Genomic DNA, 26,422 nt, shown 5'->3' on the forward strand with positions numbered 1-26,422 from the left:
CAACTCCGGCTTCACGGAGGCGGGTTGCAGCCTCCGATCCGAACTGGGCCGGCTTTAAGGGATTCGCTCGCCCTCGCGGGTCCGCTGCCCGCTGTGCCGGCCATTGTAGCACGTGTGCGGCCCAGGGCATGGGGGGCATGATGACTTGACGTCGTCCCCGCCTTCCTCCGGCTTGGCGCCGGCGGTCCCGCATGAGTGCCCAACTGAATGCTGGCAACATGCGGCGGGGGTTGCGCTCGTTGCGGGACTTAACCCAACATCTCACGACACGAGCTGACGACAGCCATGCACCACCTGCGCGGGCTCCTTCCGGCCACGGCGTCTCCGCCGCTTCACCCGCATGTCAAGCCCTGGTAAGGTTCTTCGCGTTGCTTCGAATTAAGCCACATGCTCCGCTGCTTGTGCGGGCCCCCGTCAATTCCTTTGAGTTTTAGCCTTGCGGCCGTACTCCCCAGGCGGGGCGCTTAATGCGTTGGCTGCGGCACGGAGGGTCGTCCCCCCGCACCTAGCGCCCATCGTTTACGGCTGGGACTACCAGGGTATCTAATCCTGTTCGCTCCCCCAGCTTTCGCGCCTCAGCGTCAGTGAAGGCCCAGAGGGCTGCCTTCGCCGTCGGTGTTCCTCCCGATATCTGCGCATTTCACCGCTACACCGGGAATTCCATCCTCCCCTGCCCCACTCGAGCCCGCCAGTTCGGGTCGCTTCCGGGGGTTGAGCCCCCGGCTTCGACGAGGCCGCTTGGCGGGCCGCCTGCGCGCGCTTTACGCCCAATGAATCCGGATAACGCTCGCCCCCTACGTATTACCGCGGCTGCTGGCACGTAGTTAGCCGGGGCTTCTTCTGCAGGTACCGTCAGGCTTCTTCCCTGCTGAAAGCGGTTTACGACCCGAAGGCCTCCTTCCCGCACGCGGCGTCGCTGCGTCAGGCTTTCGCCCATTGCGCAATATTCCCCACTGCTGCCTCCCGTAGGAGTCTGGGCCGTGTCTCAGTCCCAATGTGGCCGATCGGCCTCTCAGCCCGGCTACCCGTCGTCGGCACGGCGGGCCTTCGCCCCGCCGTCTACCTGATGGGCCGCGACCCCGTCCCCTCCCGCCAAGGCTTTCCCGGGGCCCCCATGCGGGGGCCCCGGCGTATCCGGTATTAGCCTCGGTTTCCCGAGGTTGTCCCGGTGGGGGGGCGGGTTGGTCACGTGTTACTCACCCGTTCGCCACTCTATGCGCCCCCTAAAGGGGGCCTTAACCGTTCGACTTGCATGTGTTAGGCGCGCCGCCAGCGTTCATCCTGAGCCAGGATCAAACTCTCCGTTCGGAAGCCCGGGCCCGCAGGCCCGGGTAAGACGCTTCCGTGACGTCCCGTCGACCCGGCCCTTCTCATCTTCGGGGCCGGCCCCCCGCGAGGGGGGCCGGGTCCCCGTGAGACGGGTCCGTCTCGTTTTCGGAAATGTGGTCCGAATGTCTAGGATTCCATGAATTCGCTTGCGTCACAGTATCCGGCTTTCAAGGTTCCCCGCGCCTTAGGGATCGCCCTCGGCGCGAAGAAATATACTAGGCATCTTCCGTGCGTCTGTCAACGGATGAAATTAACTTTTTCTTGCACCGCCTTGTACCCGCCGAGGATCGATGCGACATTCCTGTCTTTGAACTGGAAGTTCATCTATAACGGAATCCAAGTCCACCCAAAGCAAGCCTCTGCACGCATCATACGTAAATCCAGATGGAACGAGAGCGCGTGGGAAACGCAGCTTTGCCGACACGACCGATCGACCATGCAAAGCAGCCCTCGTTCCTCTGCGGGGAAACGGCGCAAGCAAGGGAGACGCGCGGGCGCAACGCAGCAGTCCTCGCTCCCGCGCAGGGGAGCGAGGACTGTTCGAATGCATCGATGGCGCCCCAATCCTGCAGCGGGCGTGCCTCCGCCGGCGAGCTCCGTTACGGCAAGCGGAAGAACTTCTTCTTCCCCACCTGTATTTCCGCATGCGCAAGCAGGGAAGGATCGAGGCTGTAGGATTTCGGCGCGAGCGCAACGCCTCCGATCTTGACGCCGCCGCCGTCGATGAGACGGCGCGCTTCGGAAACGCTTCCGGCCGCCTTCGCCTCGACGAGGAGCTTGGCGAAATAGACCGTCCCTTCCTCATTCGGCTCGAGGGATACCTCCACGACGGGCGCATCCTCGGGGAACCCGTGCTTTTTGAATTTGAGGTCGAAGTCGGCCTCGGCGGCCCGAGCCGCTTCGGCGTCGTAATACGCCGCGACGATATTGCGCCCGAGCGCGCGCTTCACCGCATTGGGGTGCAGCTCGCCTGCAGCAAGGCCCCGTTCGATGCCGTCGATGGCGTCGACGTCCTCGGTCGACGCGAGCTGGTAGTATTTGACCATGAGCTCGTCGGGAATGCTCATGACCTTGCCGAACATATCGTTCGGCTCGTCGGTGAGGCCGATGTAGTTGCCGTAGCTCTTGGACATCTTCTGGACGCCGTCGGTTCCTTCGAGAAGAGGGAGCGTGAGGGCGACCTGGGGTTCCATTCCCATCTTTTCCATCAGTTCACGGCCCGCGAGCAGGTTGAACAGCTGATCGGAACCGCCGATTTCGACATCCGCCCCGATGACGACGGAATCGTACGCCTGCATGACGGGATACATGAATTCGTGCAGGGCTATGGGGCGACCTTCGGTGTAGCGCTTATGGAAGTCGTCACGCTCGAGAATGCGCGCCACGGTGAAGTTGCTCAAGAGCTTGAGCAGGTCGGCCATCTCAAGGCTCAGAATCCATTCGGAGTTGTAGCGCAGCGCCGTGCGGTCGGGATCGAGGATCTTGAATGCCTGGTCGACATATGTCCTGGCGTTTTCCGCGATCTTCTCGGGAGAAAGCTGCGGACGCGTGGCGTTGCGTCCCGACGGATCGCCGATCAACGCCGTTCCGTCGCCGATGATGAGCGTGACGCGATGGCCGAGATCTTGGAACTGGCGAAGCTTGCGCAGCGGGACGGCATGCCCGAGATGGATGTCCGGCGCCGTAGGATCGACGCCGAGCTTGATGTTGAGGGAAACGCCCTTTTTCAGCTTCTCGAGAAGAAGCGGTTCCGGAACCACCTTGTCGGCACCGGAAGAGATGATATGAAGCTGTTCTTCGGGAGTTATCGGACTCATCTCCTCTATATAAGGTTCAGTACGGCGATTCGTGCATCCTAGCACAACGGTCCTGCGCCGCAGGACGATGGCGGATCATTCGACCGGACGGAACATATGCCCGGTCGTCCTGCCTTTGAGCTTGTCGACCGCCGATCCGCCGTTGAGCGCGAGCGAGCGGGCGCGAACCGCCCGCGAAACGGCCTCGGAGGCCTCTTCGACGCTCAGCAGCGTCGCATCGACCATGAACGAGGAAACGCCCGCTTCGATAAGCTCGGGAAGCAGATGGACGATATCGAGCGCGATGCCGTTATAGAGATGGCTGCGCCCGCAGACATCCGTGATGATCGGAAAGCGGTAGCCCTTGCGGTCCTTGTAGTAATGCGCGCTGCGTCTGCGCACGCATTCTCCGCAGCGCTGATCGCAGGGGCCTTCGCTCATGAGCATGCAATGCTCGGCGACCATGAGCTCTTGGAAGCCGGAAACGGTCAGGCCGAGACCGATCGGTGCATCGGGCGCGAGATCCTTGATCTGGCGAAGCGTGAGCTCGGGCGAAAGCCACGCCGTTCGCGCGCCGAGCATGCGGACGGCATCGAGCGACCAACGGTTCGTCAAGGGAACGTGCGGGCCCACTTCGACCGCAGCTCCTTCTTCGATCCCCCGAACGACCTCGCCGAACGATTCAGCGAGGAGGGGTTTGCCGGATTTGACGTACTGCCAGGGATCGAAGTCTCCCCCGTCCTTGTTCATGGCAGGCTTATCCACGACAGGCATCGCCACGATCTTGCGCCCCGGATATCCCGCCTGATCGACGGCATCGACCAGGCATCCGGCAACCGTCGCCGTGCCGCGCTTGTAGTTAAGCGCGGGAACGTAGACATCGTCGGCCCCGGCCTTGCGCGCGGCTCGTGCGCATGCGGGATTCGATGCCATCGCAACGATACGGATGTCGCCCGTTCTCGCAGGCGGAAGAGAGCGTCTCTTCGTCCGCTTCGCAAGGATGCGTCCCCGATATGCGGCAAGCATCTCGTCCTCAAGGGCATTGAGCGCCTGGGTCCGCGCCTTATGCAGGGCCGAGAATCCGATGCCGACCCCTTCGTCGAGATCGACCTCGAGAACGGAGAATTCGAACGGGGTGGCGCCCAGGCGGTCGATGTGCTCGCACGCCTCATCGAGCGTCACCGGCTTGGTGCGGGCCGCTTCGATGACGGCTCCCGTCCAATCCACGCTCGCCGAGCCCGATGAAAGGCGGATGGCAAGAGGCTTCCCTATGTTCATGGCCACCTGAGCGCGGACGAGTATCTTCGAGACGGAGGCGCGAGGGTCGAACGCAAGCGAAGCGTTCCGCACGCGGAACACGCGATCGCCCTTGAACGCGCGCTTAGGCACGGAAAGCGTCACGAACCCGCCCTCGGATGCGCCTTCGGGAACCTCGGAGACGAAATTGCCCCTGCTCGTCCAGAATTCGAGCAGATCGCCTGCATGCAGATCGACATCGGTCACGAAGCCGACGCCGCCTTCGGTCGAGTCGGCGATGCGGCCGACGAAGACGCCGCGATTGTTCGGCCGCCCGTAGCCCATGATGTCGTTTCCGCGCCTGCCAGACAGATACGCAGTCGTGAATCCCCTGCTGAAAGCTTCGGACAAAGCGCGTCTGTCTTCTTCGGGAACGGCACGCGCCGTCTCTGCCGCATCCATGGCGTCACCCATGCCGGAGCATTCGGCGTCGAAGGCGTCGGCGAGCCGATCGAGCGCACGGCGATAGATCCCCACAACCGTATGAACGTAGTCGGCGGATTTCATCCGGCCTTCTATCTTCAGGCTGTCCACGCCCGTCGCGACGATTTCGGGAATGGCGTCGACGACGGAAAGGTCTTTGGGAGACAGCAGGTGCTCGCCTTCGGAAGGAAGCGCGCCGTCGACCGACGCGCTCCGCAGCTCGTAGGGAAGCCGGCAGGCCTGGGCGCACATGCCTCGATTCGCCGAGCGCGAACCGACCATCGAGCTCATGAAGCACTGCCCCGAATAGCAGACGCACAGCGCGCCATGACCGAATGTTTCGGTCGTCATGCCGAGCGCATGGGCCTCTTCGGTAAGGCGGGCCAGCTCGTCGAACGCAAGTTCGCGCGCGAACGTCACCCGGCTCGCCCCGAGGGCGGCCACGGCGCGGACGCCGTCGACGTTATGGATGTTCATCTGGGTCGATATATGCATCTCCAGGTCGGGAAGCACGCGAGCCACCTCGCTCGCAAGCCCGATATCCTGGACGATGGCCCCGTCGATGCCGCGACGCCACGCCTGGCATACGAGCTCAAGCGCCCGCTCCTCTTCGCCCGGAAGGATCTCCACGTTGATGGCGAGATAGATCCGGACCCCGCGCAGGTGCGCGAAATCGCATGCCTCCCGAAGGGTTTCGAGCGTGAAATTCCCCGCGTTCCTGCGCGCGTTGAAATCGTCGAGGCCGAGATAGGCCGCATCGGCTCCGGCCGCCACGGCCGCGCGAAGGCATTCAGCGTCTCCAGCTGGGGCTAAAAGCTCGATCGTTCGGTATGGGTTGAGCATGGTGTTTTCCTTAAAGAAGGTAACGTGGTTTTGCGCGAGCCATGCGTTTCAGGTATCGTGTCTCGCATGAGAACACGGAGAAAAACGCGCGATGCGCGTACCCACGGAATCTCGTGGGTTCTTATCATCATTCTTGTCAGCCTCTGCGTCGTTGGATACGGCGGATATCGCGGCGTCCTCGCCCTGTTCGATTCATGGACGGACGATCTCCCCGACGTCAACGATGCCGACGCGTTCCAGCTCGCGGAAAAGACCACGATCCTCGCAAACGACGGCTCCACCGTACTTGCGGAATTGTACCTCGAAAACCGCGAGCCGATCACAATCGACAAAGTAAGCCAATATGTTCTCAACGGCACCGTCGCGACGGAGGACGAACGCTTCTATCAGCATAAAGGCGTCGACCTCCAAGGCATAGCGCGTGCCGTCGCCGTGAATCTGACCGGCGGACAGGAAGGCGCATCCACGATCACGCAGCAATTCGTGCGCAACACGCTCCTTTCCTCAGAGATGAACGACATCACGGTCAAGCGCAAGGTGCGCGAGATGGAGCTGGCCATACAGCTCGAGAAGATCTACGGCAAAGACGAGATCCTGATGATGTATCTCAACACCATCAACTACGGCGACGGGTGCTACGGCATCCAGTCGGCCGCGCAGCATTATTATTCCGTCGATGCCTCCGACCTGACGCTCGCGCAGGCCGCGACCCTTGTCGGCATTCCGAACTCCCCGACGCTCTACAACCCCGTCCAGAATCCCGACAACGCGCTGCAACGCCGCAACCTCGTGCTTTCGCGCATGCTGACCAACGGGTATATAACGCAGGATGAATACAACGACGCCGCCGCCGAGGACCTCGATCTCGACGTCGAAGAGCCCAGCAGCAGCGACGGCATCTACAAGTACCCCTGGTTCACAAGCTACGTCCGCGACACCCTTGAGCAGCAGTACAGCACCGACGTGGTGTTCAAGGGCGGCCTGACGGTCACCACGACCATCGACCCCCAGATGCAGGAATACGCCGAGGAGGCCGTCGAGAACGAATACAACTCCGGCACGATGCTTGATGGACAGGAGATCGCGCTCACCTGCGTCGATCCCCATACGGGATTCATCAAGGCCATGATCGGCGGCCGCGATTATTCCGAAGACCAGTTCAATATCGCCACGAGTTCCAAAGGAAGGCAGACGGGATCGTCCTTCAAGATGTTCACCCTGGCGACCGCCATCAACCAGGGAATCGACCCGAACAAGACCTTCATCGACTGCAACGGCCCCGTCACGGTCAGCGGAGCGACCATCTACAACTTCGGACACCACAACTACGGCACGCTCAGCATCGCCGACATGACCGCATGCTCGTCGAACACCGGCTATATCAGGCTGGTCACCGGGAAAGGCGGCGTCGCGCCCCAGTCCATCATCGACATGGCGACCTCCATGGGGCTGTCCGGCGCCACCCTGAAGCCCTATCCTTCCATCACGCTCGGCACGGGCGAGGCGAACACCACCGAGATGGCGAGCGCCTATGGAACGCTGGCAGCCAACGGCGTCCATCATGAGGCGACCGGCATCGTGAAGGTGGTCGACAGGAACGGCAACGTTCTCGTGGACAACACCAACGGAACCGATGGCAAGCAGGTCATCTCGGGCAATGTCGCCTATGCGGTGACGCAGGTGCTCAAAGGCGTCGTATACAAGAGCAACGGCACCGCGCATGCCGCCGCCCTCCCGAGCGGCCAGGTCGTCGCCGGCAAGACCGGCACGACCGACTATTGGCGCGACCTGTGGTGGTGCGGTTACACGCCGCAGCTCTCCTGCTCCGTCTGGGTCGGCTCGCGCGACAACACCCTTATCCAATACTCGAGCACCTGGGCTCAGGATGTCTGGCGCCACTTCATGACCGATGCGCTTTCAGACTATCCCATCGAAGACTTCAAGAAATACGATCCGCCCGCATACAGCTCCAAATTCGCAGGTTCGTCTTCCGACAAGAAGAGCGACGATACGAAGACCGCCGAGGAGAAGGCGGCCGACGACTCATCGAAAGATACGACTGAGACGCAAACTCCCGCGGCCACGGACAATCCCGGCACCGATAATTCGAATACGAATACCACCCCGACCCCGAACCCGAACCCGGGCAACGATCAGCCCTCGCCGACCCCCAACCCCGGTGGCGGCGAGACGCCCAACCCCGATCCCGGCGGCGGAGGTGGTGGCACCGAACCCGGCGGCGGCGAGACGCCGGCCACGCCCTAGCGCATCCTATGCACCGCCATGCGAAAACCCCGACCATGCGGCCGGGGTTTTCGCATATCCCGCGACATCGCGGCGCAGCGCACGAAGACGCAGGCGTATGTTCCGGAGCCGGATGCAGACGGGGCTTTGGACGAGCATTGCCGGGCATCGGCGATCTTCATCTTCCGCAGTGGTATCATCGCCTAGACACACTGCTCCGTTCTGACTTTCATCAAGGGGGATGATATGAGCGAAGAATCGAACGAAACGCCGAATCCGGAAACCTGCGGCCACGAATGCAGCGGATGCGCGAGCGCCAGCAGCTGCTCATCGCGCGCGCCCGAAAAGCTCAAGCCGAACGCCGTTTCTTCCATCGATCACGTCGTCGGCATCGTAAGCGGCAAAGGAGGCGTCGGCAAAACGCTCGCCACCTGCCTTCTCGCTTCAGAGCTGCATAAGAAGGGAATGTCCGTCGGCATTCTGGATGCAGACGTGACCGGGCCTTCCATCCCAAAGTCGTTCGGCGTGAAAGGCCCTCTGCGCGGAACCGAGACCGGCATCAATCCGGGCATGAGCAAAGAGGGCATCGAGATCGTTTCCACCAACCTCATGCTTCCCGAGGAGGACATGGCGGTTGCATGGCGCGGTCCGGTCCTTTCGGGCATCATCAACCAGTTCTTCAGCGAAGTGAACTGGGGGCATCTCGATTACCTGCTCGTCGACATGCCTCCGGGAACGAGCGACGCATTCCTGACCGTCTTCCAATCCCTGCCGGTCGAGAAGATCATAACCGTTTCCACCCCGCAGGAACTCGTCGCCATGATCGTCGGCAAGGCCGTCAACCTCGCAGGCGAGATGAATATCCCGGTCGTCGGGCTCATCGAGAACATGTCCTACTACCTCTGCCCGCATTGCGGCGAGAGGCTCGGCATCTACGGAGACTCGAAAGCCGAGGAAGTCGCTCGACGCTACGACATTCCCACGTGGGCAACCCTGCCGATCGATACGCGGTTCGCGCAGCTCGTCGATGCGGGGGATATCGTTTCCTACGAGCTCGACGGCGCGCTCGATTCGATCATCGAAGCGATCTAGCTCAGCGATCGATAGATTCGAACCGGAGCAAGGCCGGATTTTCCCGATCTCGCTCCGGTTCGCCGTCGCCTCATCCAATATCGATTGCGGCTATGAAGAAAACTCGACGTGCGCGAATTTCTCCTTGCCTTAGCCGAATGCTATGAGTATTATTACGGAGTTGCCTTTCAAGGGCATCTGTTCGGGGCCTTAGCTCAGCTGGGAGAGCGCATGGCTGGCAGCCATGAGGTCAGGGGTTCGATCCCCCTAGGCTCCACCATATTCCGTCTAAGGGCCGAAGCCTCGCTTCGGCCCTTAGTTTTTGCATCATCCTCTTCCTCGCATCAACGCCATGATGGATCCTCGCGCATGAAGACGCATCTGCAGTCTTCATGGGGCCTATCGTCGGGATCCGTTCGGAAGGCGTGCGCATCGCATTGCGAATGCGCACGAACGAACGGCAAGAACGCATCGTCATTCCGTCCGTCTTTCCCGAAGATATCAAGAGCATTCGCTCCGCATGACCGCAAGATCTGTGCAAAACCCCGGCAAGATGCCCTTGATAGCCTCCCTTGCATCTGAGACAGAGGGAGACTATAGGAGGATCTATGCACTGGCCATACTGCCTGCAACGCCGAAACGTCATCGCATTTCTCACGCTGGTCGCCATGGCGATCGCGGCGTCGATCGCAAGCTACGCGATGCAACCGCATGACGCCGAGGCTGCGGAAGGGACGATTTCAGGAACCGCGCATGTCGAAAGGATCATGGGGAGCAAGGATCCGACGCTTTTCAACGTCACCATGCCCGACGGCCAGGTGCTTGTCGGATCGTGCCTCGACCCTGAGCTTCCTGCGCCGAAAGACGGCGACTATGAATTCGTGGCTACGCGAAACGACGAAGGAACCTACGATGTCGATGTCAAAACCCAATACACGACCATGGATATCCATGAAGTCCATGAATGGAGCATCCCTGCCATCGAAGCCGATCCACCTTACACGACGCAACGCGTCGGCGATTTCCGATGGGACGGAGGCAAGGGATCGATCCGGCTCGTCAAATCCTCTTCTCTCCCTGATTTCACCGAAGGAAACGACCTCTACGACCTCGCCGGAGCCGAATACGGCATCTACGCCGACGAAGCGTGCTCCAGCTTCGTCACGCGGCTGAAAACGTCGTCGGACGGCACCGCGACCGCCGAGCTTGCCCCAGGTCGCTACTACGTGAAGGAAATCGCGCCTTCGAAGGGATACGAGATAAGCGAAGAGGTCATCGAGGTCGCGATACATGCCGGCAAAGAGACAAGCGCCAAGGCCCAGGAAACGCCTCGCTGCTACGATGCGGACATCATCGTGAAGAAGATCGACCACGAGCTTGCCGAGACAGGATCGGAGGAAAACGGGGCGGCGCAAGGATCGGCAACGCTCGCAGGCGCCGTCTTCGAAGCGACGTTCTATCCGGGAACGGGCGACTGCGCGATGCGCACCTGGAGATTCAAGACCGATACGCACGGCATCATCCGACTCGACGAAGCGCACAAGACCGAAGGAGACGCGCTGTTCTTCCATGATGGAAAGCCTGCGATACCCCTCGGCCGAATCGAGATGCGAGAGGTCGAGGCGCCCCAAGGATACCTGCCCGTCGACGATACGATACGTCTCGATCTATCCGATGCATCCCAGAACCCTCGCCTCGTCGTGAACCCTGCAACCGTTTCCGAACGCGTCAAACGCGGAGGAATATCCCTGCAAAAGCTCGACAAGGAAACGGATAGGCCCGAACCCTCGGGCAAAGCAGCGCTCGAGCGCGCGACCTATGACATAACGTCGGATAATCCGGAGCCCATCATCGTCAACGGCGCAATCGTCAAGAAGGGAGAGGTCGCCCTATCGCTGACGACCGATGCGAACGGCTTCGCGACGACGAAAGACGATGCGCTCCCCTACGGTCGCTACGTGGTTCGCGAGACGGTCGCGCCTGAAGGGTACCTGATCGATGATGCGTTCGAAGCTCGCGTGGATGTATCCGACCATCATGCCGTCGTGGAGGCGCCGCGCGCAAAAGAACAGATCAAACGTGGAGACATCTCCTTTGTGAAGCGCGCGAGCTCCGGGCAGGAAACGATGCCGAACGTCGTGTTCGCGATCACGTCCGAAACGACGGGCGAAAAGCATGTCATCGTGACCGACGAGAACGGAATCGCATCGACGTCGGCGGAGCATACCCTCCATACGCTCGAGACGAATGAGAACGATTCGGCATTGGATGAAGATGCCGGTAGATCTTCGCTTCCGAAACGAGGCGTCTGGTTCTATGGCGTGAAGAACCGCGCCGACGGACAAGAGCCCCATGACGATCTCGGCGCCCTGCCCTATGACTCCTACACGCTCGAGGAGCTGCGATGCGCCGCCAACGAAGGCAAGGAACTCGTGACGCAGAAGCACATCACGATCACTTCCCATGCAAAGACCATCGATCTGGGAACCATCGAGGACGACGACATGGTCGTGAAGACGCCCCGCATCGGCACCGTCGCGAAGGATGCCGGCGACGGCGATGCGATCATAGACCCGACCGCCGGCCAACGCATAATCGATACGGTCGCCTACGAAGACCTCGAGCCCGGCACGACCTATCGCATCGAGGGACGGCTCATGGACAAGGAGAGCGGCAAAGAGCTCGTCGTGAACGATACCCAAGCAACAGCGCAGGTGGAATTCACACCTCAGGAGTCGAAGGGTACGTGCGATGTCTCCTTCGACATCGATGCAGGCGATCTAGGCGGAAAGAAGATCGTCGTATATGAACGGCTTCTCGAAAAAGACGACGTCGTGGCAACGCACGAAGACATGGACGCAGCAAGCCAAACCGTCTCCGTCGCGCCGAGGGAATCTCCTCGGGGACCGCTCCCGAAGACCGGGCTGTTCGTTCTTGAGCATGGGAAAGAGATCGCAGCGACGATCGGCGCAGGGCTTCTCATCGTTGCAGGATCGGCCGTCCTGAGAAAAAGGATATCCGCATCCAAAAGCGCGTCGCGCTATCGCTGGTAGGCATCGACAGGGAGCGACATTGCATATGAGAGCACGATTCCTCTATACCGTAGGCGCAGCATGCATCCTGCTGGCCCTCGGAGGAGCCATCTTCATCGCCCGCGCGCCTGCAGACCAAGGAGCTAGATCCCCCTTCGACGGGAATGCGTCGAACGATCGCGGAGATATGCCGGCAGCTCGAAGCAACGAGCCGCCGGCAGGCGCGGCCGCCGGCGACGATGGAAGCGACCCTTGGCAACGCCTCGCTATGGTGAATCCCGATGCGATCGGATGGATCGATGTGCCGGGAACACGCATCGACCACGTCGTCGTCGCAAGCCCGCCCGGGTATCCGGACTGGTATCTTTCCCACGACTTCCAAGGACGGAGAAGTTTCGTGGGATGCCCCTATCTGGACGCAGCCTGCGGGAATTCTCTAAGCGATACGCCGGGATGCTTCATCGTCTACGGACACAACCTCGGGCCGATCGACGGCGGCATGTTCGGCGATTTCGAGAACTACCGAGATGAGGACTGGAGAAGCGATCGATTGCGCGGGACCTTGCGGACGCCTGCAGGCGACATCGTCCTCGAATTCTTCGCCGCGGAAACCGTGGACGCATCCCGGACAGGAATCGAAGACCTCGGCATCAGCATGAACGACCTCGAAGGATCCATGGCCGCCATAGCGAATCGCTGCGGATTCAAGGAACTGCAGAAGTCGAAGCAGAACGCGACGCTGCCGACGTACGTCGGCAGCCAGGCCGCGGATGATGCATGCGGAATCGAAGGAGGACCGACGGCATGCGCAGACGGGCATGCGGGCGAACCGCGCGCTGAAGACAGCCTCTTCGTGTTCTGCACCTGTTCGTACACGACCTGGAGCAACGAACGAACGCTCGTCTACGCGCGAGGGCACATGAAAGAAGCCCCTGACGGGGCTTCTTCCTAACAGGCAAGAACCGTATGCTCGGCCTAGAGGGCTTTCTTGGCAACCTCGACCAGCTGGGCGAATGCATCGGGATCGGTGATCGCCATGTCGGAGAGGACCTTGCGGTCGAGGGTGATCCCGGCCTTTTTGAGCCCGTTCATGAACTTGGAGTAGGACAGGCCGCTGATGCGGGCGGCCGCGTTGATGCGGGTGATCCAAAGGCGGCGGATTTCGCGCTTCTTATTGCGACGATCGCGATAGACGTACTGCAGTGAATGCTGGACCTGCTCTTTAGCCGCACGATACGAACGGGACTTGGCGCCATAGTAGCCCTTGGCACGGCTCAGAACGACGCGACGCTTCTTATGAGCGTTGACTGCACGCTTTACACGAGGCATTGAAATTCACTTCCTACTCTATTATTTGCAGAGACGGGCGCGGACGACCTTCTTGTCGGCGCTGGAGACCAGGCCGTCGTGGCGGAAACCACGGATGCGCTTGGGGCTCTTCTTGGTCTTGATGTGGCTCTTGTAGGCCTTGCCACGGACGATCTTGCCGGTGCCCGTAACGCGGAAGCGCTTCTTGCTGCCGCTGTGAGTCTTCATCTTAGGCATGAGGGTTCCTTTCTCATTCATACCTTAACGCCGATTATTCTTCGACCTTGTCGCTTTCCTTCGCCTGGCCCTTGGGAGCCTTCTTCGCCGCCGATGGAAGCGGCGCGATCATCATATGCATATTGCGTCCCTCCATCTTAGGAGCGCTTTCGATGACCGCAACGTCCTTCAGGTCGTCCGCGAGGCGTTCCAAAATGGAAAGACCTTGTTCGGGATGCGCCATCTCGCGTCCACGGAACATAATAGTGATCTTGACTTTGGCGCCATCGGCGAGGAAGCGCAGGACATGCTTCTTCTTGGTCGTGTAATCCCCGATATCGATCTTCGGGCGGAACTTCATTTCCTTGATTTCGACCTTGGTCTGGTTCTTACGCGCCTGCTTCGCCCTGATGGCCTGATCGTATTTGAACTTCCCGTAATCCATGATGCGGCACACGGGAGGATTGGCGTTAGGCGCGATCTCGACGAGGTCGAGACCTTCCGTCTCGGCGATGCGAAGCGCCTCGCGCGTGCTGAAGATGCCCATCTGAACACCGTCATAGCCGATGAGACGACACTCGCTCACCCTGATCTCGCCATTGAGCCTAGGCTCTTGAGCTGCTATTGCGCTCACCTCCTTGGCCGTTTCCGGCCGCTAGAAAAAATTCCCTGCGCGGCATGCGACAGGGAATTCGAAACGTGGATCTATTCGAAGAACCCATCGGCATGGCCGAACCAGGTGGAGGACCTACGTCCCCTCTTGTGACGGGTGGCATGATACCACATGACAGCGCTCGCGCGAGCGCGAAGAAGCCCGTCGCGCCGCGCAAAGGCATAGACGCTCCACAAGCATCCCCTTCGCCGGATCGCGCTCGATGCTCGCTCGGTGCTCGAACGCAGAGCGGCATGTCGGCGGAAACGGCCGGCGAGCAGAGGATCATGGCCCGCGACGGAAAACCGTGCACGCCCGTCGCGCCCTCTCATAGGGACGGCGACGCTACGCCTTCGGTCGGTCGAGATCGAACGGCCAGGCGATGCGATGCAGATCGGCGGGATCGATCGAAGCGAGCGAGGCTTCGCCCTCTTCGAGGATCCTGCGTCGCAGGCCGACGGAAAGCGCATGCGACCACAGGCCTTCGGCCTGCGCCATGACCTGGACGGCAGGACCGTCGGCAGCAAGCCCTTCAGGGGTGTAGCAGATAATGGACGAGCGCTTCACGAAATCATCCACGGACAGCGGATTGGAGAAAGCTGCCGTGCCGCCCGTCGGAAGCGTGTGGTTCGGCCCGGCGACGTAGTCTCCTAAAGGCTCGCTCGACCAGGGACCGATGAAGATGGCGCCGGCGTTACGGATGCGACCGAGCAGACTCATGGCATCGACGCAGTGAAGCTCGAGGTGCTCGGGAGCGATCACATTCACGGCATCGACCGCCTGATCGAGCGTCGGAGCGACGATGACGACCCCTTCGTCTGCAAGGGATGCGGCGGTGATGCCCGCGCGCGGACTCGCCTCGACCATCGAAGGCAGAAGCTCCTGCACCTGAGCAGCAAGTGCAGCATCGCAGGTCACAAGGTAGCAGGCGGCGAGCGGGTCGTGTTCGGCCTGAGCCATGAGATCGGCGGCCACGACCGCAGGAAGCGCCGTGGAATCGGCGAGGACGCAGACCTCGGAGGGGCCGGCGACCATATCGATCCCGACATCGCCCGACACCAGGCGCTTGGCTGCGGCGACATAGGCGTTGCCCGGCCCGACGATCGTATCGACTTTGGGAATCGATTCGGTTCCGTAGGCGAGCGCGGCGATGGCCTGCGCGCCGCCTACCGCGTAGATCTCGCTCACGCCGGCGATCTTGGCGGCGGCCAACGTATAGGGGGAGATGCCGCCTTCCTTCTGAGGAGGCGTGACCATGACGACCTTCTCCACGCCGGCGACCTTGGCAGGTATCACGTCCATAAGCACCGTCGAGGGATACTGCGCGCGCCCGCCGGGAACGTAGACGCCGCTTGCGGCGACGGGCGTCACCTTGACACCGAGGATCGTGCCGTCAGGTCTTGTGGAAATCCAAGACTGCGTCACTTCCCTCTCGTGAAATTCCTTGATCTGACGTGCGGCTTTCTCAAGCGCTTCGACGAAACGCGCATCCACGCGCTCGAAGGCGGCGTCGACGAGCGCGGGATCGACGCGGAAATCCTCGACCTCGATGCCGTCGAATGCGAGGCAGAAATCCTTCAGCGCGGCATCTCCGCGCTTTCGCACCTCCGCCACGATGCCTGCAGCGCTCTCGAGCACCGCAGCAGGAAGCGACCCTTGGCGAGGCAGTTGCCCGGGCTGCAGATATTCGCCTTCCGCAAGCGTGATATTCCTCATGTCCGCCATCCCCTCCGTCGGATTCTGCATGAAGCACCGATGAAGAGATGCTCCATGTACGTAAGAGCACTTTATCACTCTATTCTAATAAAGTACTCGAGAAAAACGATGGCTAGAAAAGCACACACCTCTGCATGCGTGCATATCGGACGGGAAGACGGCAGGCGATCAGCAGGAAGCGGACAGACGAGCCACCATCGCTTCGACGAATCGTTCGGCGACGGCGGCAGCGGCTTCGCGATTGCGCAGATAGACATCGAATCCCGGATCGGCAGGCGTGTCGGTCACACCCCTGACCGATATGAAGCCGGCTCCCAAGACCTTGCAGACGTGCGCCATCGCGGCCGTTTCCATGTCGGCGGACAGAGGCGCCAAAGAGCGCGCGAGCTTCTCATGGTCGCCCTCGCCGATGAATCGCTCCCCCGTCACCATGCAGCCGAATCCGACGGTGCGTCCGAACGACGCGGCGACCTCGCGCGCCGTTTCGAGCAGGGATTCGTCCGAGGCGAACCATTCTTCGGGAGAGACGGTCATGTGGGAATCGGACATGAACGAGGCGTCCAGATCGTGATAGGCGCTTCGGTCGGCCACGACGATATCGCAGACGTCGAGCCCCTCGACCAGGGCGCCCGCCGTCCCCGCATTCACGACGACGCCCGCGCCGAACGAATCGATGAGCGTCTGCGTCGCGATCGCGGCGTTGACTTTGCCGATTCCGCTGAATACAAGGAGGACGTCGGCACCCGAGAGGCGGCCTTCGTAGGCGACGAGCATGCCGTGCGCATGCTCGCGCACGTCGGACATGCGCGCAAGGAACGGGTCGCGCTCGGTCTCGGTGGCGCAGACGATGCCGATCGCGGGCTTCTCCATGCCTACTCCTCGGTCGGCGCGTCGGCGGCGGGAGCGGCCGCCTCGTCCTGGGAGCCTTCGAGCTCGAAGTCGACGCGCGGGGCATCCGTCCAAACCTCTTCGAGGCGATAGTAATCGCGTCCTTCGGGCTGGAAGATATGCACGATGAAGTCGCCGAAATCGAGCAGCGCCCAGAAGCCTTCCCGAGCGCCCTCGACGCCGAACGGCTTCACGCCCGCCTGTTTGAGCTCCTCTTCCTCGATCGCATTGAGAACCGCGCTGATCTGGCGATTATTCTGCGCCGTGACGATGACGAAATAATCGGTCACGTCGACGAGGTCGCGCACGTCCTGGATGATGATGTCGGTCGCTTTCTTGCCGTCCGCCGCGCGGGCGGCGATAAGCGCCTTATCCAACGATGAGAGGCCTTTATCCTGAGCCACGTTGATTTCCTTCCGTCGAAGCGACCCTGTCGGCCGCATTGCATTCGAACGAATAGGATACCAGCTGGACGTGCATCTCGCACGATGCGCACATGACGTTCGCGCTAAACGCATGCCGTGCCGTTGCGTCGCACGCACCGCCGCATCGCAGCGAATGCCGCATCCTCGGAAGCGATGGCGAACGACCCGAGGAGCGAATCCTCCCTATGCGGACTTTCCTGCGCAGGCGCGCTTGAGCGCAAGCGCGTTGTATACGGAAAGCGAATCAGGATAGACGACCATGCCGGCGCCGATGAGATAACGCAGCGTGGATGCGTAGGCCTGGAAGAAAAGCTCGTCGAGGTTTACCGTTCCCACCGCATCGCGCAAAGCCTGGACGTGCGGATACGTACGCCCCGGCTCTATCATGTCCGCGATGAAGACCACCATGTCGAGTCCGCTCATGTCCTCTGCGCCGCAGGTATGGCGCGCGACGGCCTGCAGGACGGCGTCGGAAAGCTCCGGGAATTCGTCGCGCAACGTCGCCGCAGCCGTGAACGAATGCAGCACCCCCGGCGCGTTCTTGCGCACGTATTTCGGGGCGCAACCGAGCTTTTTCGCCTTGCGACGCAGCTCATCGGTGGAAAGCGCCTTGTCCCAGTCATGCAGAAGCCCCGCTACGGCCGCAGCATCCTCATCGATGCCGTAGATGCGGGCGAGACGGACGGCGGTTTGGGACACGCCCAGGCTATGGCGATAGCGCGACGGTTTCAGACGTTCCTCGAGCCGCATGCGCATCTCTTCGAATCGTTCGGCGTCCATGAACGAAACCTCCTCAGGCTATTGGGAAACCGTCCGGTAAAGGCCGCGGTCGCGGATGAAATCGAACACCTCGCGCGGCACGAGATAACGGACGGAGCGGCCTTCGGACACCATGCGGCGCAGATCGGTCGAAGAAATGGACAGTGCCGTGACCTCGACCTCGGACACGCGGAAGATACCCGCGTGCGTACGCATGTAGCGGCGCCGCGAGTCGGTCACTTCGAATCCAGGCCTGGTCACGCCCACTAGATGCGCCAGGCGCCCCAGCTCGTCGGCATGGCGCCATTCGAGGATGCGGAACAGCGCATCAGCCCCGGACACGAAGAACAGCTCGACGTTCTCGGGAAAGTGAGCGCGCAGCTCGCGCAGGGTGTCAACCGTGTATGTCCGACCTGGTCGATCGATCTCGATCCGGCTTGCATCGAACCGTGCGTTCCCTTCGATGGCGAGACGTACCATTTCGTACCGAAACTCCGCCGCAGTCACAGGCGAACCGTGCTTCATCCATGGATCGCCCGTCGGCATGAAGACGACGCCGTCGAGCCCGAATCGATCGGCAACCTGTTCGGCGCAGGCAAGATGCCCCACATGGATCGGGTCGAACGTACCGCCCATGATGCCGAGGCGAAACGACACGTCTGGATCGCCGAAGCCCAATCGATCGAACCGGGGCGATACACGCACGGGATCCCCCGGACGGGATGCGTATGCGGAAAGACCGGCGTTCATCATGCCTCGCTACTTTCTGACCTGGCCTGAGCCATGCACGATATACTTGGTCGACGTCAGCGCATCGGTCGCGAACGGCCCGCGCACGTGAAGCTTCTGGGTCGATATGCCGATCTCGGCACCGAGACCGAAGCATCCTCCGTCGGAAAAGCGCGTCGAGGCATTCGCGTATACGACGGCCGCATCCACATCGCGAAGGAAAGCCTGCACGGCATCATGGCCCCGAGGGTCGTCCTCGTCGGCGACGATGCATTCGGAATGCCCCGTTCCATAGCGGTTGACGTGCGCGATGGCCTCGCGGACATCGTGCACGGACTTCACGCTTATGTCCATGGAGAGGTACTCGCGCCCCCAATCGCTCTGCTCGGCGGCGCGGAAGGGAATGCCCTCCTTGTCGAGCAGGGCCGCCGTACGATCGTCGACATGGAGCGTGACGCCGGCATCCGTCAACGCACGCAGGATCACCGCAAGGGGGGCTCCCGGCGCATCGGCAAGCGATGCGTCGTAGAGCAGGGATTCGCAGGCATTGCACACGCCGATGCGCTGGGTCTTGGCGTTGACGAGGATATCGCGCGCCATGGACGGGTCGGCCGATCCGTGCACGTAGACATGGCAGTTGCCCACCCCGGTTTCGATGACCGGGACCTTCGCATGTTCAACGCAATGGCTGATAAGAGCCGCGCTTCCGCGAGGAATGAGCACGTCGACCGTGCCGCGAAGCCCCATGAGCTCGTCGGCGGACGCATGGCCCGCGTCCGCAACGAGGCTGACCGCGTCGGCGGGAAGTCCGGCGGACACGACGCCTTCGCGCAGCGCATCCGCGATGGCGACGTTGCTGAGCCGCGCCTGCGAGCCGCCGCGCAGCACGCAGGCGTTGCCCGCCTTCAAGCAGATGCCGGCCGCGTCGGCCGTGACGTTCGGACGCGCCTCGTAGATGACGGCGACGAGCCCGAGCGGCACGCTGACCTTCGCGAGACGGAGGCCTTCGTCGATCGTGCGTTCTTCAAGGACGCGCCCGATCGGATCGGGAAGCGCGACGAGATCCTCCAGGGCGCATGCCATGGATTCGACGCGCTCGGGCGTCAAGAGCAAGCGATCGATGAGCGACGGCGCCATGCCGGCCGCACGTCCGGCCTCGATATCGCGCGCGTTCTGGGCGCAGATGCCGTCCTTGTGCGCGCGCAGGCATCCTGCCATGAGCCTAAGGGCCTGATCGCGCACCTCGACCGAACTCGATGCGACGGCGCGCGACGCCTCCTTGGCCACGAGGGCGAGCGCCCGGATGCCGGAAGATTCGGATTCCCTCGTCATTCGAACACCACCAATTCATCTCGATGCACGACGGTCCCCTTCTCGATGCGCGCCGCTTCGGACGAGACCTTCGCGAGACCTCGAGCCAGAACGCCGCCGGCAGGCGTCGCGACGTCGATGACGTCGCCTGCGGCGAATTCCCCGACGACGTCGACGACGCCGACGCCGAGCAGAGACGATCCGCCTTCGACGAGGGCGCACGCCGCGCCTTCGTCGATGATCAGACGGCCTTTGACCGAATTGCCCAGCGCGATCCAGAGCTTGCGCGGCGTCATTTCATGACGTTTCTCGCGCGCTTCGAAGAAGGTGCCGATCGAAGGTTCGTCCGCAAGCGCCGACGCAACGGCGTCGGTGGCGCGCCCCTGACAGATCACGAGCGGGATGCCGGCGGCTTCGAGCACGCGGGCCGACGTGAGTTTCGTGACCATGCCGCCCGAACCGACCGTGCTGCCCGGCCCCGACGCGCCTTCCATGATCCGCGACGTGACGTGCGTGACGCGGGAAAGCAGCCGCGCATCGGGATCGGTCTGGGGATTCGCCGTGTATAGGCCGTCGATGTCGGAGAGGATGACGACCCGGTCGGCATCTATCATGCACGCGACCAGGGCTGCGAGCGTATCGTTGTCGCCGAATCTGATCTGCTCGACCGATACGGTGTCGTTCTCGTTGACGATAGGGACGACGCCGAGTTCGAGCAGACGCCGAAACGTGTCGCGCGCGTGCAGATACGCGTGGCGATCGGCCGTGTCGCGGCGCGTGAGCAGCACGAGCGAGATCGTGATGCCGTACAGCGAGAAGACCTTGTCGTACGCGGAGAGCAGCGCACGCTGGCCGACGGAGGCCGCGGCCTGCACCGTCGGCATGTCGCGAGGACGTTCCACGGGAAGCCCCAGGGTCTCAAGCCCTGCGGGGATGGATCCCGAGCTCACAAGCACGACCCGCCATCCCGCCGCACGCGCCGCATGGATTTGGCGTGCAAGGTCGACGAGATACGGCTCCTCTATGCGCCCGGAATCGCCCGTGAGCGTCGAGGATCCGACCTTGATGATCGCGATGCGGGCGGTGCCGCCGGCTCTTTCGCGTGGCGCACGAGCCATCACAGATCGAGCTCCCTGAACGCATCGTCCGCATCGTCGGCCGTTTCGAATTCGAAGGCGCGGCCGAGAATGCGGATCTCGTCTCCATTGCGCGCACCTGCGGCGACGAGACGCTTTTCGAGACCGATGCGCCCGAAGCGGTGCTGCAGAAACGAGAGCGCCTCCTCGTTTCCCCAGTCGGTCTGCACGACCCAGCGCTCGATCTGCGGGCCTTCCACGCGGAAGATTCCTTCGGAGAGCCGATGGACCGAGAAGCGCTTGTCGCGCGCTTCGCGCTCATGTTCCCAGACCTGCTCGTATGCGACCCTCTCGGACTCCTGGACGCGGGCGGCCTCGCGCAGCTCGTGGACCTTTTCTCCGAGCGCATGGACGAGAGGGTCGATGCCTTCGCCCGTAAGCGCGCTTATGCGGTAGACCTTGGCCTCCGCGACGCTGTCGGCATACTCGTTCCCGTCGGCGGCCGCAACGGCATCGGAGCGTACCTCGGCTTCGAGTCGACGGACGGCATCTTCCACCCCGGGAGCATCGCATTTGTTCGCCACGACGATGCGAGGCCGAGACGCGAGGTCGGAAGCGTACATCTCGAGCTCGCGGTTGATGATGCGGTAATCCTCCACCGGATCGCGGCCTTCGTATCCGCCGGTCATATCGACCACATGGACGATAAGCGCGGTCCGTTCGATATGGCGCAGGAATTCATGCCCAAGCCCCCTACCCTCGGATGCGCCTTCGATCAGGCCCGGGACATCAGCGACGACGAAATCGTATTCGTCGCCCTTGACCACGCCGAGATTCGGAACGAGCGTCGTGAACGGATAATCGGCGATCTTGGGGCGCGCCGCGCTGATGCGGGCGATAAGCGAGCTCTTGCCGACCGACGGCATGCCGACGAGCGCAGCGTCGGCCATGAGCTTCATCTCGAGCTCGATCCAAGATTCGGATGCCGGTTCGCCAAGCTCGGCGAACGAAGGCGCGCGACGGGTCGACGTGACGAAGTGGATGTTGCCACGGCCGCCCATGCCGCCGTTGGCAACCGTGACGCGCTCGCCGTCGTGCGTCAGATCCGCGATGAGCGCGCCGGTCTCCTTGGAATCATCGTTCCATTCGCGCACGATCGTGCCGAGCGGCACCTTGAGGATCAGATCATCGCCGCGTGCGCCATGCATGCGGCTTCCCTTGCCGTGCGTGCCCCGCTCAGCTTTGAAGTGGTGCTTGTACCGATATTGTATGAGCGAGGAAAGCGCTGCGTCGGCTTGTACGACGACGTTGCCGCCGTGCCCGCCGTCGCCGCCGTCGGGTCCGCCCTTCGGGACATGGGCTTCCCGACGGAAGCTCATGCAGCCGGCCCCGCCGTCGCCGCCCCTGACGTAGATATGGACCTTGTCCGTAAACATTCGCTCACCCTTATCCGCGCGCGACTTCGATCGATTGACATGCCATTGTATATGCAAAGAGCCCGCCTAGGCGAGCTCTCATGCGGTATCGCTGAAAATGCGAGGAAGCTATTCAGCGGCTTCCTCGGAAACGGGAACGACGCTCACGATGCGACGGGGCTTCTTGGTGCGACGCGTCTGCTTCCTGAACACGACCTGACCCTCGACCAGAGCGAACAGGGTGTCGTCTTTGCCGCGGCCGACATTCGCGCCGGGATGGAAATGGGTGCCGCGCTGACGGACGATGATGTTGCCGGGGATGACGTGCTCGCCGCCGAAACGCTTGACGCCGAGTCGCTGCGCGTGAGAATCGCGCCCGTTGCGGGAGGAGCCGAGACCCTTCTTATGTGCCATGATACTACCTGCCCTTCGTTATTCTTCGGTCTGCGCGGCTTCAGCAGGCGCGGCCTTGACGGGAGCTTCGTACGTAACGTCGCCGATCTGGGTGATCTGGATGCGGGTCAGCCTCTGGCGATGACCGCGGAGCCTCTTGTAGTTCTTGCGCTTCTTGAACTTGAAGACGAGCTGCTTCTCGCCTTTGAACTGCTCGAGGACGGTCGCGACGACCTTGGTCTTCGCGGCATCGGTAAGCTCGACGGAAGCACCGTCGACGACGCAGATGGCTTCAAGCTCGATGTGCTGGCCCGGCTCGACATCGATCTTCTCGATGTTGATCTTATCGCCAGGAGCCACCTTATACTGCTTACCACCGGTTTTAACGATTGCGTACATGTAAATCTCCTTGAATGAGTCAAAACGCAAGCCGATATTGTACATACGCCACCAAATCGCGTCAACGACTATTGCGACCGTGGCCATATTTTTCGCAAGATATGGGCTTCTGCGAATGCGCGCCATCGGGACGACGGTTCGAAGCAGACGAACGTCCAAGGGGAAAGGGACGCAGGAGACTTTCCGGCGACCTTCAAGCAGCCGTCCAATTGTACGCTAGTTGCCCGGCAAGCGCACTATCACCTGATGAATTCGCCGTTTCATCGCAAAACGCCGACAAGGCGCCGCGCGGGCGCTAATGCGCCTCGGCCCAGGTCTTCGCGCTCTGTACATCGACGATCAAGGGAACCTCGAGCGTGACGACGTTCGTCATCGCATCGCGCACGAGCGCGCCGACCGCATCGAGCTCGGAGACCGGGACGCTCAGGTCGAGCTCGTCGTGGACCTGAATCATGACCTGTGCGGCGAAGCCGCCGTCGACGAGCCTGCGCTGGACCTCGTTCATGGCCATCTTGACGATGTCGGCCGCGCTGCCCTGCATCGGATGGTTCATCGCCGTGCGCTCGCCGAAGCCGCGCTGGGCCGGGTTCTTCGCCTTGAGTTCGGGAATATGCCGGCGCCGCCCGAACATGGTCGTCGCATATCCGCACGCGCGCACCTCCTCCACCGTGCCGTCGAGGAATGCGCGCACGCCGGGATAGGCTTCGAAGTAGCGATCGATCATCTCCTGGGCTTCCTTGAAGCCGATACCCAGGTTCTGAGCCAGGCCGAAAGCCTGCTGACCGTACACGATGCCGAAGTTGACGGCCTTCGCGCGGCTGCGCATGGACGGCGTGACCTCTTCGAGGGGCACGCCGAAGACGCGCGCGGCGGTCGAGGCGTGGAAGTCGGCGCCGGAGCAGAAGGCATGCACGAGATGCTCGTCTCGCGACAAGTGCGCGAGAAGCCGAAGCTCGATCTGGGAATAATCCGCCGACATGAAGAGATCGCCTGTGCGCAGAGGCACGAAGCACCCTCTGATGCGGCGGCCGAACTCGGTGCGCACGGGAATGTTCTGCAGGTTCGGATCGGATGAGGACAGACGTCCTGTGGTCGTGACCGTCTGGTTGAAATGGGTATGCACGAGACCGTCGCCCGCGCGCATGCGCGGCAGCGCCTCGATATAGGTCGATTCCATCTTCGCGAGCTCGCGGTAGCGCAGGATCTCGCGCGCGATGGGATGCACGTCCTCGAGCTTCGAAAGGGTCTTCGCATCCGTCGAATATCCGCGCTGGGTCTTCTTGCCGTGCGGAAGCCCCAGCTTTTCGAAGAGGACGACGGAAAGCTGCTTAGGGGAATCCAGGTTGAATTCCTCTCCTGCGAGCTCGAAGACGCGCGTGCGGATGCCGTCGATCTCCTCGGCGACGGAACGGCCCATCTCGGCGAGGGCGTCGACGTCGATGCGCGCGCCGACGCGCTCCATGACGGCGAGGACCGGCACCAGGGGAAGGTCGATGTCGTAGTAGCAGGAGCGCGTGCCGACGGAGCGGCCGGACGTCCCGTCGGGCGAGGCCTCTTCGGCATCGCACGCCATGGCGCCATCGAGGGCGCGGGCCAGGCGGGGCGCCACGAAAGCGTGCGCGCAGGCCTCGTCGCACGCGTCGTCGAAGGCAGGCAGGGACGCCGCCAGGTATTCCTCGCACAGCGTGGCGTAATCGTACGAAGACGCGTTCGACTGGAGCAGATAGGCCGAAAGCCCGATGTCGAAGGCGCGCGCCGACAGAAGCTCGGCAGGAGCGACGAAGGCCTCGCGCGAAGAATCGGGAGGATACGCGCGCTGCATCGTCGCCTTCGCATCGAGCGTGCAGAAGCACCCGTCGCGCACGATGCGGGCCACGGCGGCGATCGCATCCTCGTTCTCGAAACGGACGACGTCATGCCCGTCGGACACGAAGGCGATGCACGCGCTTTCGAAGAGAGATGCCTGCGCAGGCTCCACGACCTCGACGCCGAGCACGAGCGCACCTTCGTCCGCGAGCATGGAGGGGACCGCATCGGCGCGCGGCGCGAGCCATGCCTCGAGCAACGCCCGAGCCGCATCGCCCGTCGCGGGATCGATGTCGGGCAGCTCGATCGACGCGGCCGAGGGAAGATCCCCTTCCCCGCCGATAAGCGCGAGCACGCGCGCCAGATGGGACGAGAACTGAACCGCGCCGAAGGCCTCTGCGACCGCGGAGGCCGCGAAGGAGGGAAACGCTGCGGATTCGAGATCGAGCTCGAAGTCGAGATCCTGCACGATGACCGCGAGATCGCGGCTCAAATAGGCCTGATCGCGATTGTCGGCGAGGTTCTGGAGCTGCTTTCCCTTGAGCTTGTCGAGGTTCTTGTAGATGCCGTCCATGCTCCCATAGGCCTGCAGCAGCTTGGTGGCGGTCTTCGGCCCGATGCCCGGCACGCCGGGAATGTTGTCGGCCGTATCGCCCTGCAACCCGAGGAAGTCGGGGAACTGCGCCGCGGTCACGCCATACCGTTCGAGCACCTCGTCGGGACCGTAGATCACGACATCGGTGATGCCCTTCCTGGTCGTCACGACGCGCGTATGGTCGGAAACGAGCTGATAGGCGTCTTTATCGCCGGTGACGAGCAGCGTGTTCCAGCCGAGCGCCTCGTCGCGCGCCGCGATAGTGCCGAGGATATCGTCTCCTTCCCAGCCCTTGACCTTCACGACGGGAATGCCCATGGCATCGAGCAGGCCTTCGATGACGGGAAACTGCACGCGCAGCTCGTCGTCCATCGGAGGGCGCTGGGCCTTGTACGCCTTCATCGCCTCGATGCGGTGCGTAGGCTTGCCGGCGTCGAAGGCGCAGACGATGGCGTCGGGACGCGCGTCCTCATAGAATTTGAGCAGCATCGACATGAACCCGAACGCAGCGTTGGTCGGCGTGCCGTCGACGGCGTTCATGGTGGGCGGCACTGCATGATACGCACGGTGCATCAGGGAGTTTCCGTCGATAACGGCGATGGTCCTCGGCATTCGGGTTCCTTTCGCGGGGACGGCGCCCCATCAGGATCGTGTCATGCCTGCCAGTATACGGCGCGGCATGGCGCCGGCAGGACGTCGG

20 protein-coding genes, 1 tRNA gene and 1 rRNA gene (1 of these 22 cut by a window edge) are annotated in these 26,422 nt (G+C 62.3%); 5 read left to right on the forward strand and 17 right to left on the reverse strand.

The features are described 5' to 3' along the window. The 3 genes from HMPREF0762_RS09090 to HMPREF0762_RS02560 all read right to left on the reverse strand — a co-directional run. Positions 1-1,308: ribosomal RNA gene (locus tag HMPREF0762_RS09090) — 16S ribosomal RNA — on the reverse strand; it reaches 138 nt to the left of the window's first position. Positions 1,309-1,928: 620 nt separating this feature from the next. Next, positions 1,929-3,146, reverse strand: coding sequence for a tyrosine--tRNA ligase (gene tyrS / locus HMPREF0762_RS02555; RefSeq protein WP_006361828.1), 1,218 nt, complete (start codon positions 3,144-3,146; stop codon positions 1,929-1,931). A gap of 75 nt (positions 3,147-3,221) precedes the next feature. Continuing rightward, a complete protein-coding gene (locus HMPREF0762_RS02560; protein WP_006361829.1) occupies positions 3,222-5,687 on the reverse strand; it encodes a U32 family peptidase in 2,466 nt (821 codons plus the stop codon). A gap of 66 nt (positions 5,688-5,753) precedes the next feature. On the opposite strand from HMPREF0762_RS02560, the gene HMPREF0762_RS02565 reads away from it, so the two are divergent. The 5 genes from HMPREF0762_RS02565 to HMPREF0762_RS02585 all read left to right on the forward strand — a co-directional run bounded on the left by HMPREF0762_RS02565 (position 5,754) and on the right by HMPREF0762_RS02585 (position 12,986). Further along, positions 5,754-7,952: a transglycosylase domain-containing protein gene (locus HMPREF0762_RS02565; RefSeq protein WP_006361830.1), complete on the forward strand. Its 2,199-nt coding sequence runs from the start codon at positions 5,754-5,756 to the stop codon at positions 7,950-7,952. 225 nt (positions 7,953-8,177) lie between these two features. After that, positions 8,178-9,023, forward strand: a complete 846-nt coding sequence (locus HMPREF0762_RS02570) for an Mrp/NBP35 family ATP-binding protein (protein ID WP_006361832.1) — start codon at positions 8,178-8,180, stop codon at positions 9,021-9,023. 183 nt (positions 9,024-9,206) lie between these two features. Further along, positions 9,207-9,282, forward strand: a tRNA-Ala gene (locus HMPREF0762_RS02575). Between the two features lie 328 nt (positions 9,283-9,610). After that, the gene (locus tag HMPREF0762_RS02580) at positions 9,611-12,055 is read left to right on the forward strand and encodes a SpaA isopeptide-forming pilin-related protein (RefSeq protein WP_006361834.1); all 2,445 of its coding nucleotides are present in this window, start codon (positions 9,611-9,613) and stop codon (positions 12,053-12,055) included. Positions 12,056-12,080: 25 nt separating this feature from the next. Beyond that, complete coding sequence (locus HMPREF0762_RS02585; protein ID WP_006361835.1) at positions 12,081-12,986, forward strand: class B sortase; 906 nt, start codon at positions 12,081-12,083, stop codon at positions 12,984-12,986. A gap of 23 nt (positions 12,987-13,009) precedes the next feature. On the opposite strand, the gene rplT is transcribed toward HMPREF0762_RS02585, so the two are convergent. The 14 genes from rplT to polA form a co-directional block, all read right to left on the reverse strand. Beyond that, positions 13,010-13,363: a 50S ribosomal protein L20 gene (gene rplT / locus HMPREF0762_RS02590; protein WP_006361836.1), complete on the reverse strand. Its 354-nt coding sequence runs from the start codon at positions 13,361-13,363 to the stop codon at positions 13,010-13,012. 21 nt (positions 13,364-13,384) lie between these two features. Further along, the gene (rpmI, locus tag HMPREF0762_RS02595) at positions 13,385-13,579 is read right to left on the reverse strand and encodes a 50S ribosomal protein L35 (RefSeq protein WP_009077672.1); all 195 of its coding nucleotides are present in this window, start codon (positions 13,577-13,579) and stop codon (positions 13,385-13,387) included. A 34-nt stretch (positions 13,580-13,613) separates the two neighbouring features. Next, positions 13,614-14,192, reverse strand: a complete 579-nt coding sequence (gene infC / locus HMPREF0762_RS02600; protein WP_006361838.1) for a translation initiation factor IF-3 — start codon at positions 14,190-14,192, stop codon at positions 13,614-13,616. Between the two features lie 363 nt (positions 14,193-14,555). Next, positions 14,556-15,926, reverse strand: coding sequence for a histidinol dehydrogenase (hisD, locus tag HMPREF0762_RS02610; RefSeq protein WP_245935480.1), 1,371 nt, complete (start codon positions 15,924-15,926; stop codon positions 14,556-14,558). Positions 15,927-16,094: 168 nt separating this feature from the next. Next, positions 16,095-16,796: a 5'-methylthioadenosine/S-adenosylhomocysteine nucleosidase gene (gene mtnN, locus HMPREF0762_RS02615; RefSeq protein ID WP_006361841.1), complete on the reverse strand. Its 702-nt coding sequence runs from the start codon at positions 16,794-16,796 to the stop codon at positions 16,095-16,097. A 2-nt stretch (positions 16,797-16,798) separates the two neighbouring features. Continuing rightward, positions 16,799-17,218 (reverse strand): ribosome silencing factor, encoded by a 420-nt coding sequence (gene rsfS / locus HMPREF0762_RS02620; protein WP_040618850.1) that lies wholly within the window; start codon positions 17,216-17,218, stop codon positions 16,799-16,801. 204 nt (positions 17,219-17,422) lie between these two features. Further along, a complete protein-coding gene (gene yqeK / locus HMPREF0762_RS02625; RefSeq protein ID WP_006361843.1) occupies positions 17,423-18,019 on the reverse strand; it encodes a bis(5'-nucleosyl)-tetraphosphatase (symmetrical) YqeK in 597 nt (198 codons plus the stop codon). Between the two features lie 18 nt (positions 18,020-18,037). Next, entirely contained in the window at positions 18,038-18,751 is a 714-nt protein-coding gene (nadD, locus tag HMPREF0762_RS02630) for a nicotinate-nucleotide adenylyltransferase (protein WP_006361844.1), read from the reverse strand. A 6-nt stretch (positions 18,752-18,757) separates the two neighbouring features. Beyond that, the gene (locus tag HMPREF0762_RS02635) at positions 18,758-20,059 is read right to left on the reverse strand and encodes a glutamate-5-semialdehyde dehydrogenase (RefSeq protein WP_006361845.1); all 1,302 of its coding nucleotides are present in this window, start codon (positions 20,057-20,059) and stop codon (positions 18,758-18,760) included. Continuing rightward, entirely contained in the window at positions 20,056-21,156 is a 1,101-nt protein-coding gene (proB, locus tag HMPREF0762_RS02640; RefSeq protein WP_006361846.1) for a glutamate 5-kinase, read from the reverse strand. The genes HMPREF0762_RS02635 and proB overlap by 4 nt, the downstream gene beginning before the upstream one ends. Continuing rightward, a complete protein-coding gene (gene obgE / locus HMPREF0762_RS02645; RefSeq protein ID WP_006361847.1) occupies positions 21,156-22,550 on the reverse strand; it encodes a GTPase ObgE in 1,395 nt (464 codons plus the stop codon). Before obgE ends, proB begins: the two co-directional genes overlap by 1 nt. Positions 22,551-22,658: 108 nt before the next feature. Continuing rightward, the gene (rpmA, locus tag HMPREF0762_RS02650; protein WP_006361849.1) at positions 22,659-22,943 is read right to left on the reverse strand and encodes a 50S ribosomal protein L27; all 285 of its coding nucleotides are present in this window, start codon (positions 22,941-22,943) and stop codon (positions 22,659-22,661) included. Between the two features lie 18 nt (positions 22,944-22,961). Beyond that, a complete protein-coding gene (gene rplU, locus HMPREF0762_RS02655) occupies positions 22,962-23,321 on the reverse strand; it encodes a 50S ribosomal protein L21 (protein ID WP_009077716.1) in 360 nt (119 codons plus the stop codon). 295 nt (positions 23,322-23,616) lie between these two features. Continuing rightward, positions 23,617-26,334, reverse strand: coding sequence for a DNA polymerase I (polA, locus tag HMPREF0762_RS02660; protein ID WP_006361852.1), 2,718 nt, complete (start codon positions 26,332-26,334; stop codon positions 23,617-23,619). Positions 26,335-26,422: the final 88 nt, after the last annotated feature.

It is taken from the genome of Slackia exigua ATCC 700122 (genome assembly GCF_000162875.1).
In the GTDB taxonomy this organism is placed as follows: Bacteria; Actinomycetota; Coriobacteriia; order Coriobacteriales; family Eggerthellaceae; genus Slackia; species Slackia exigua.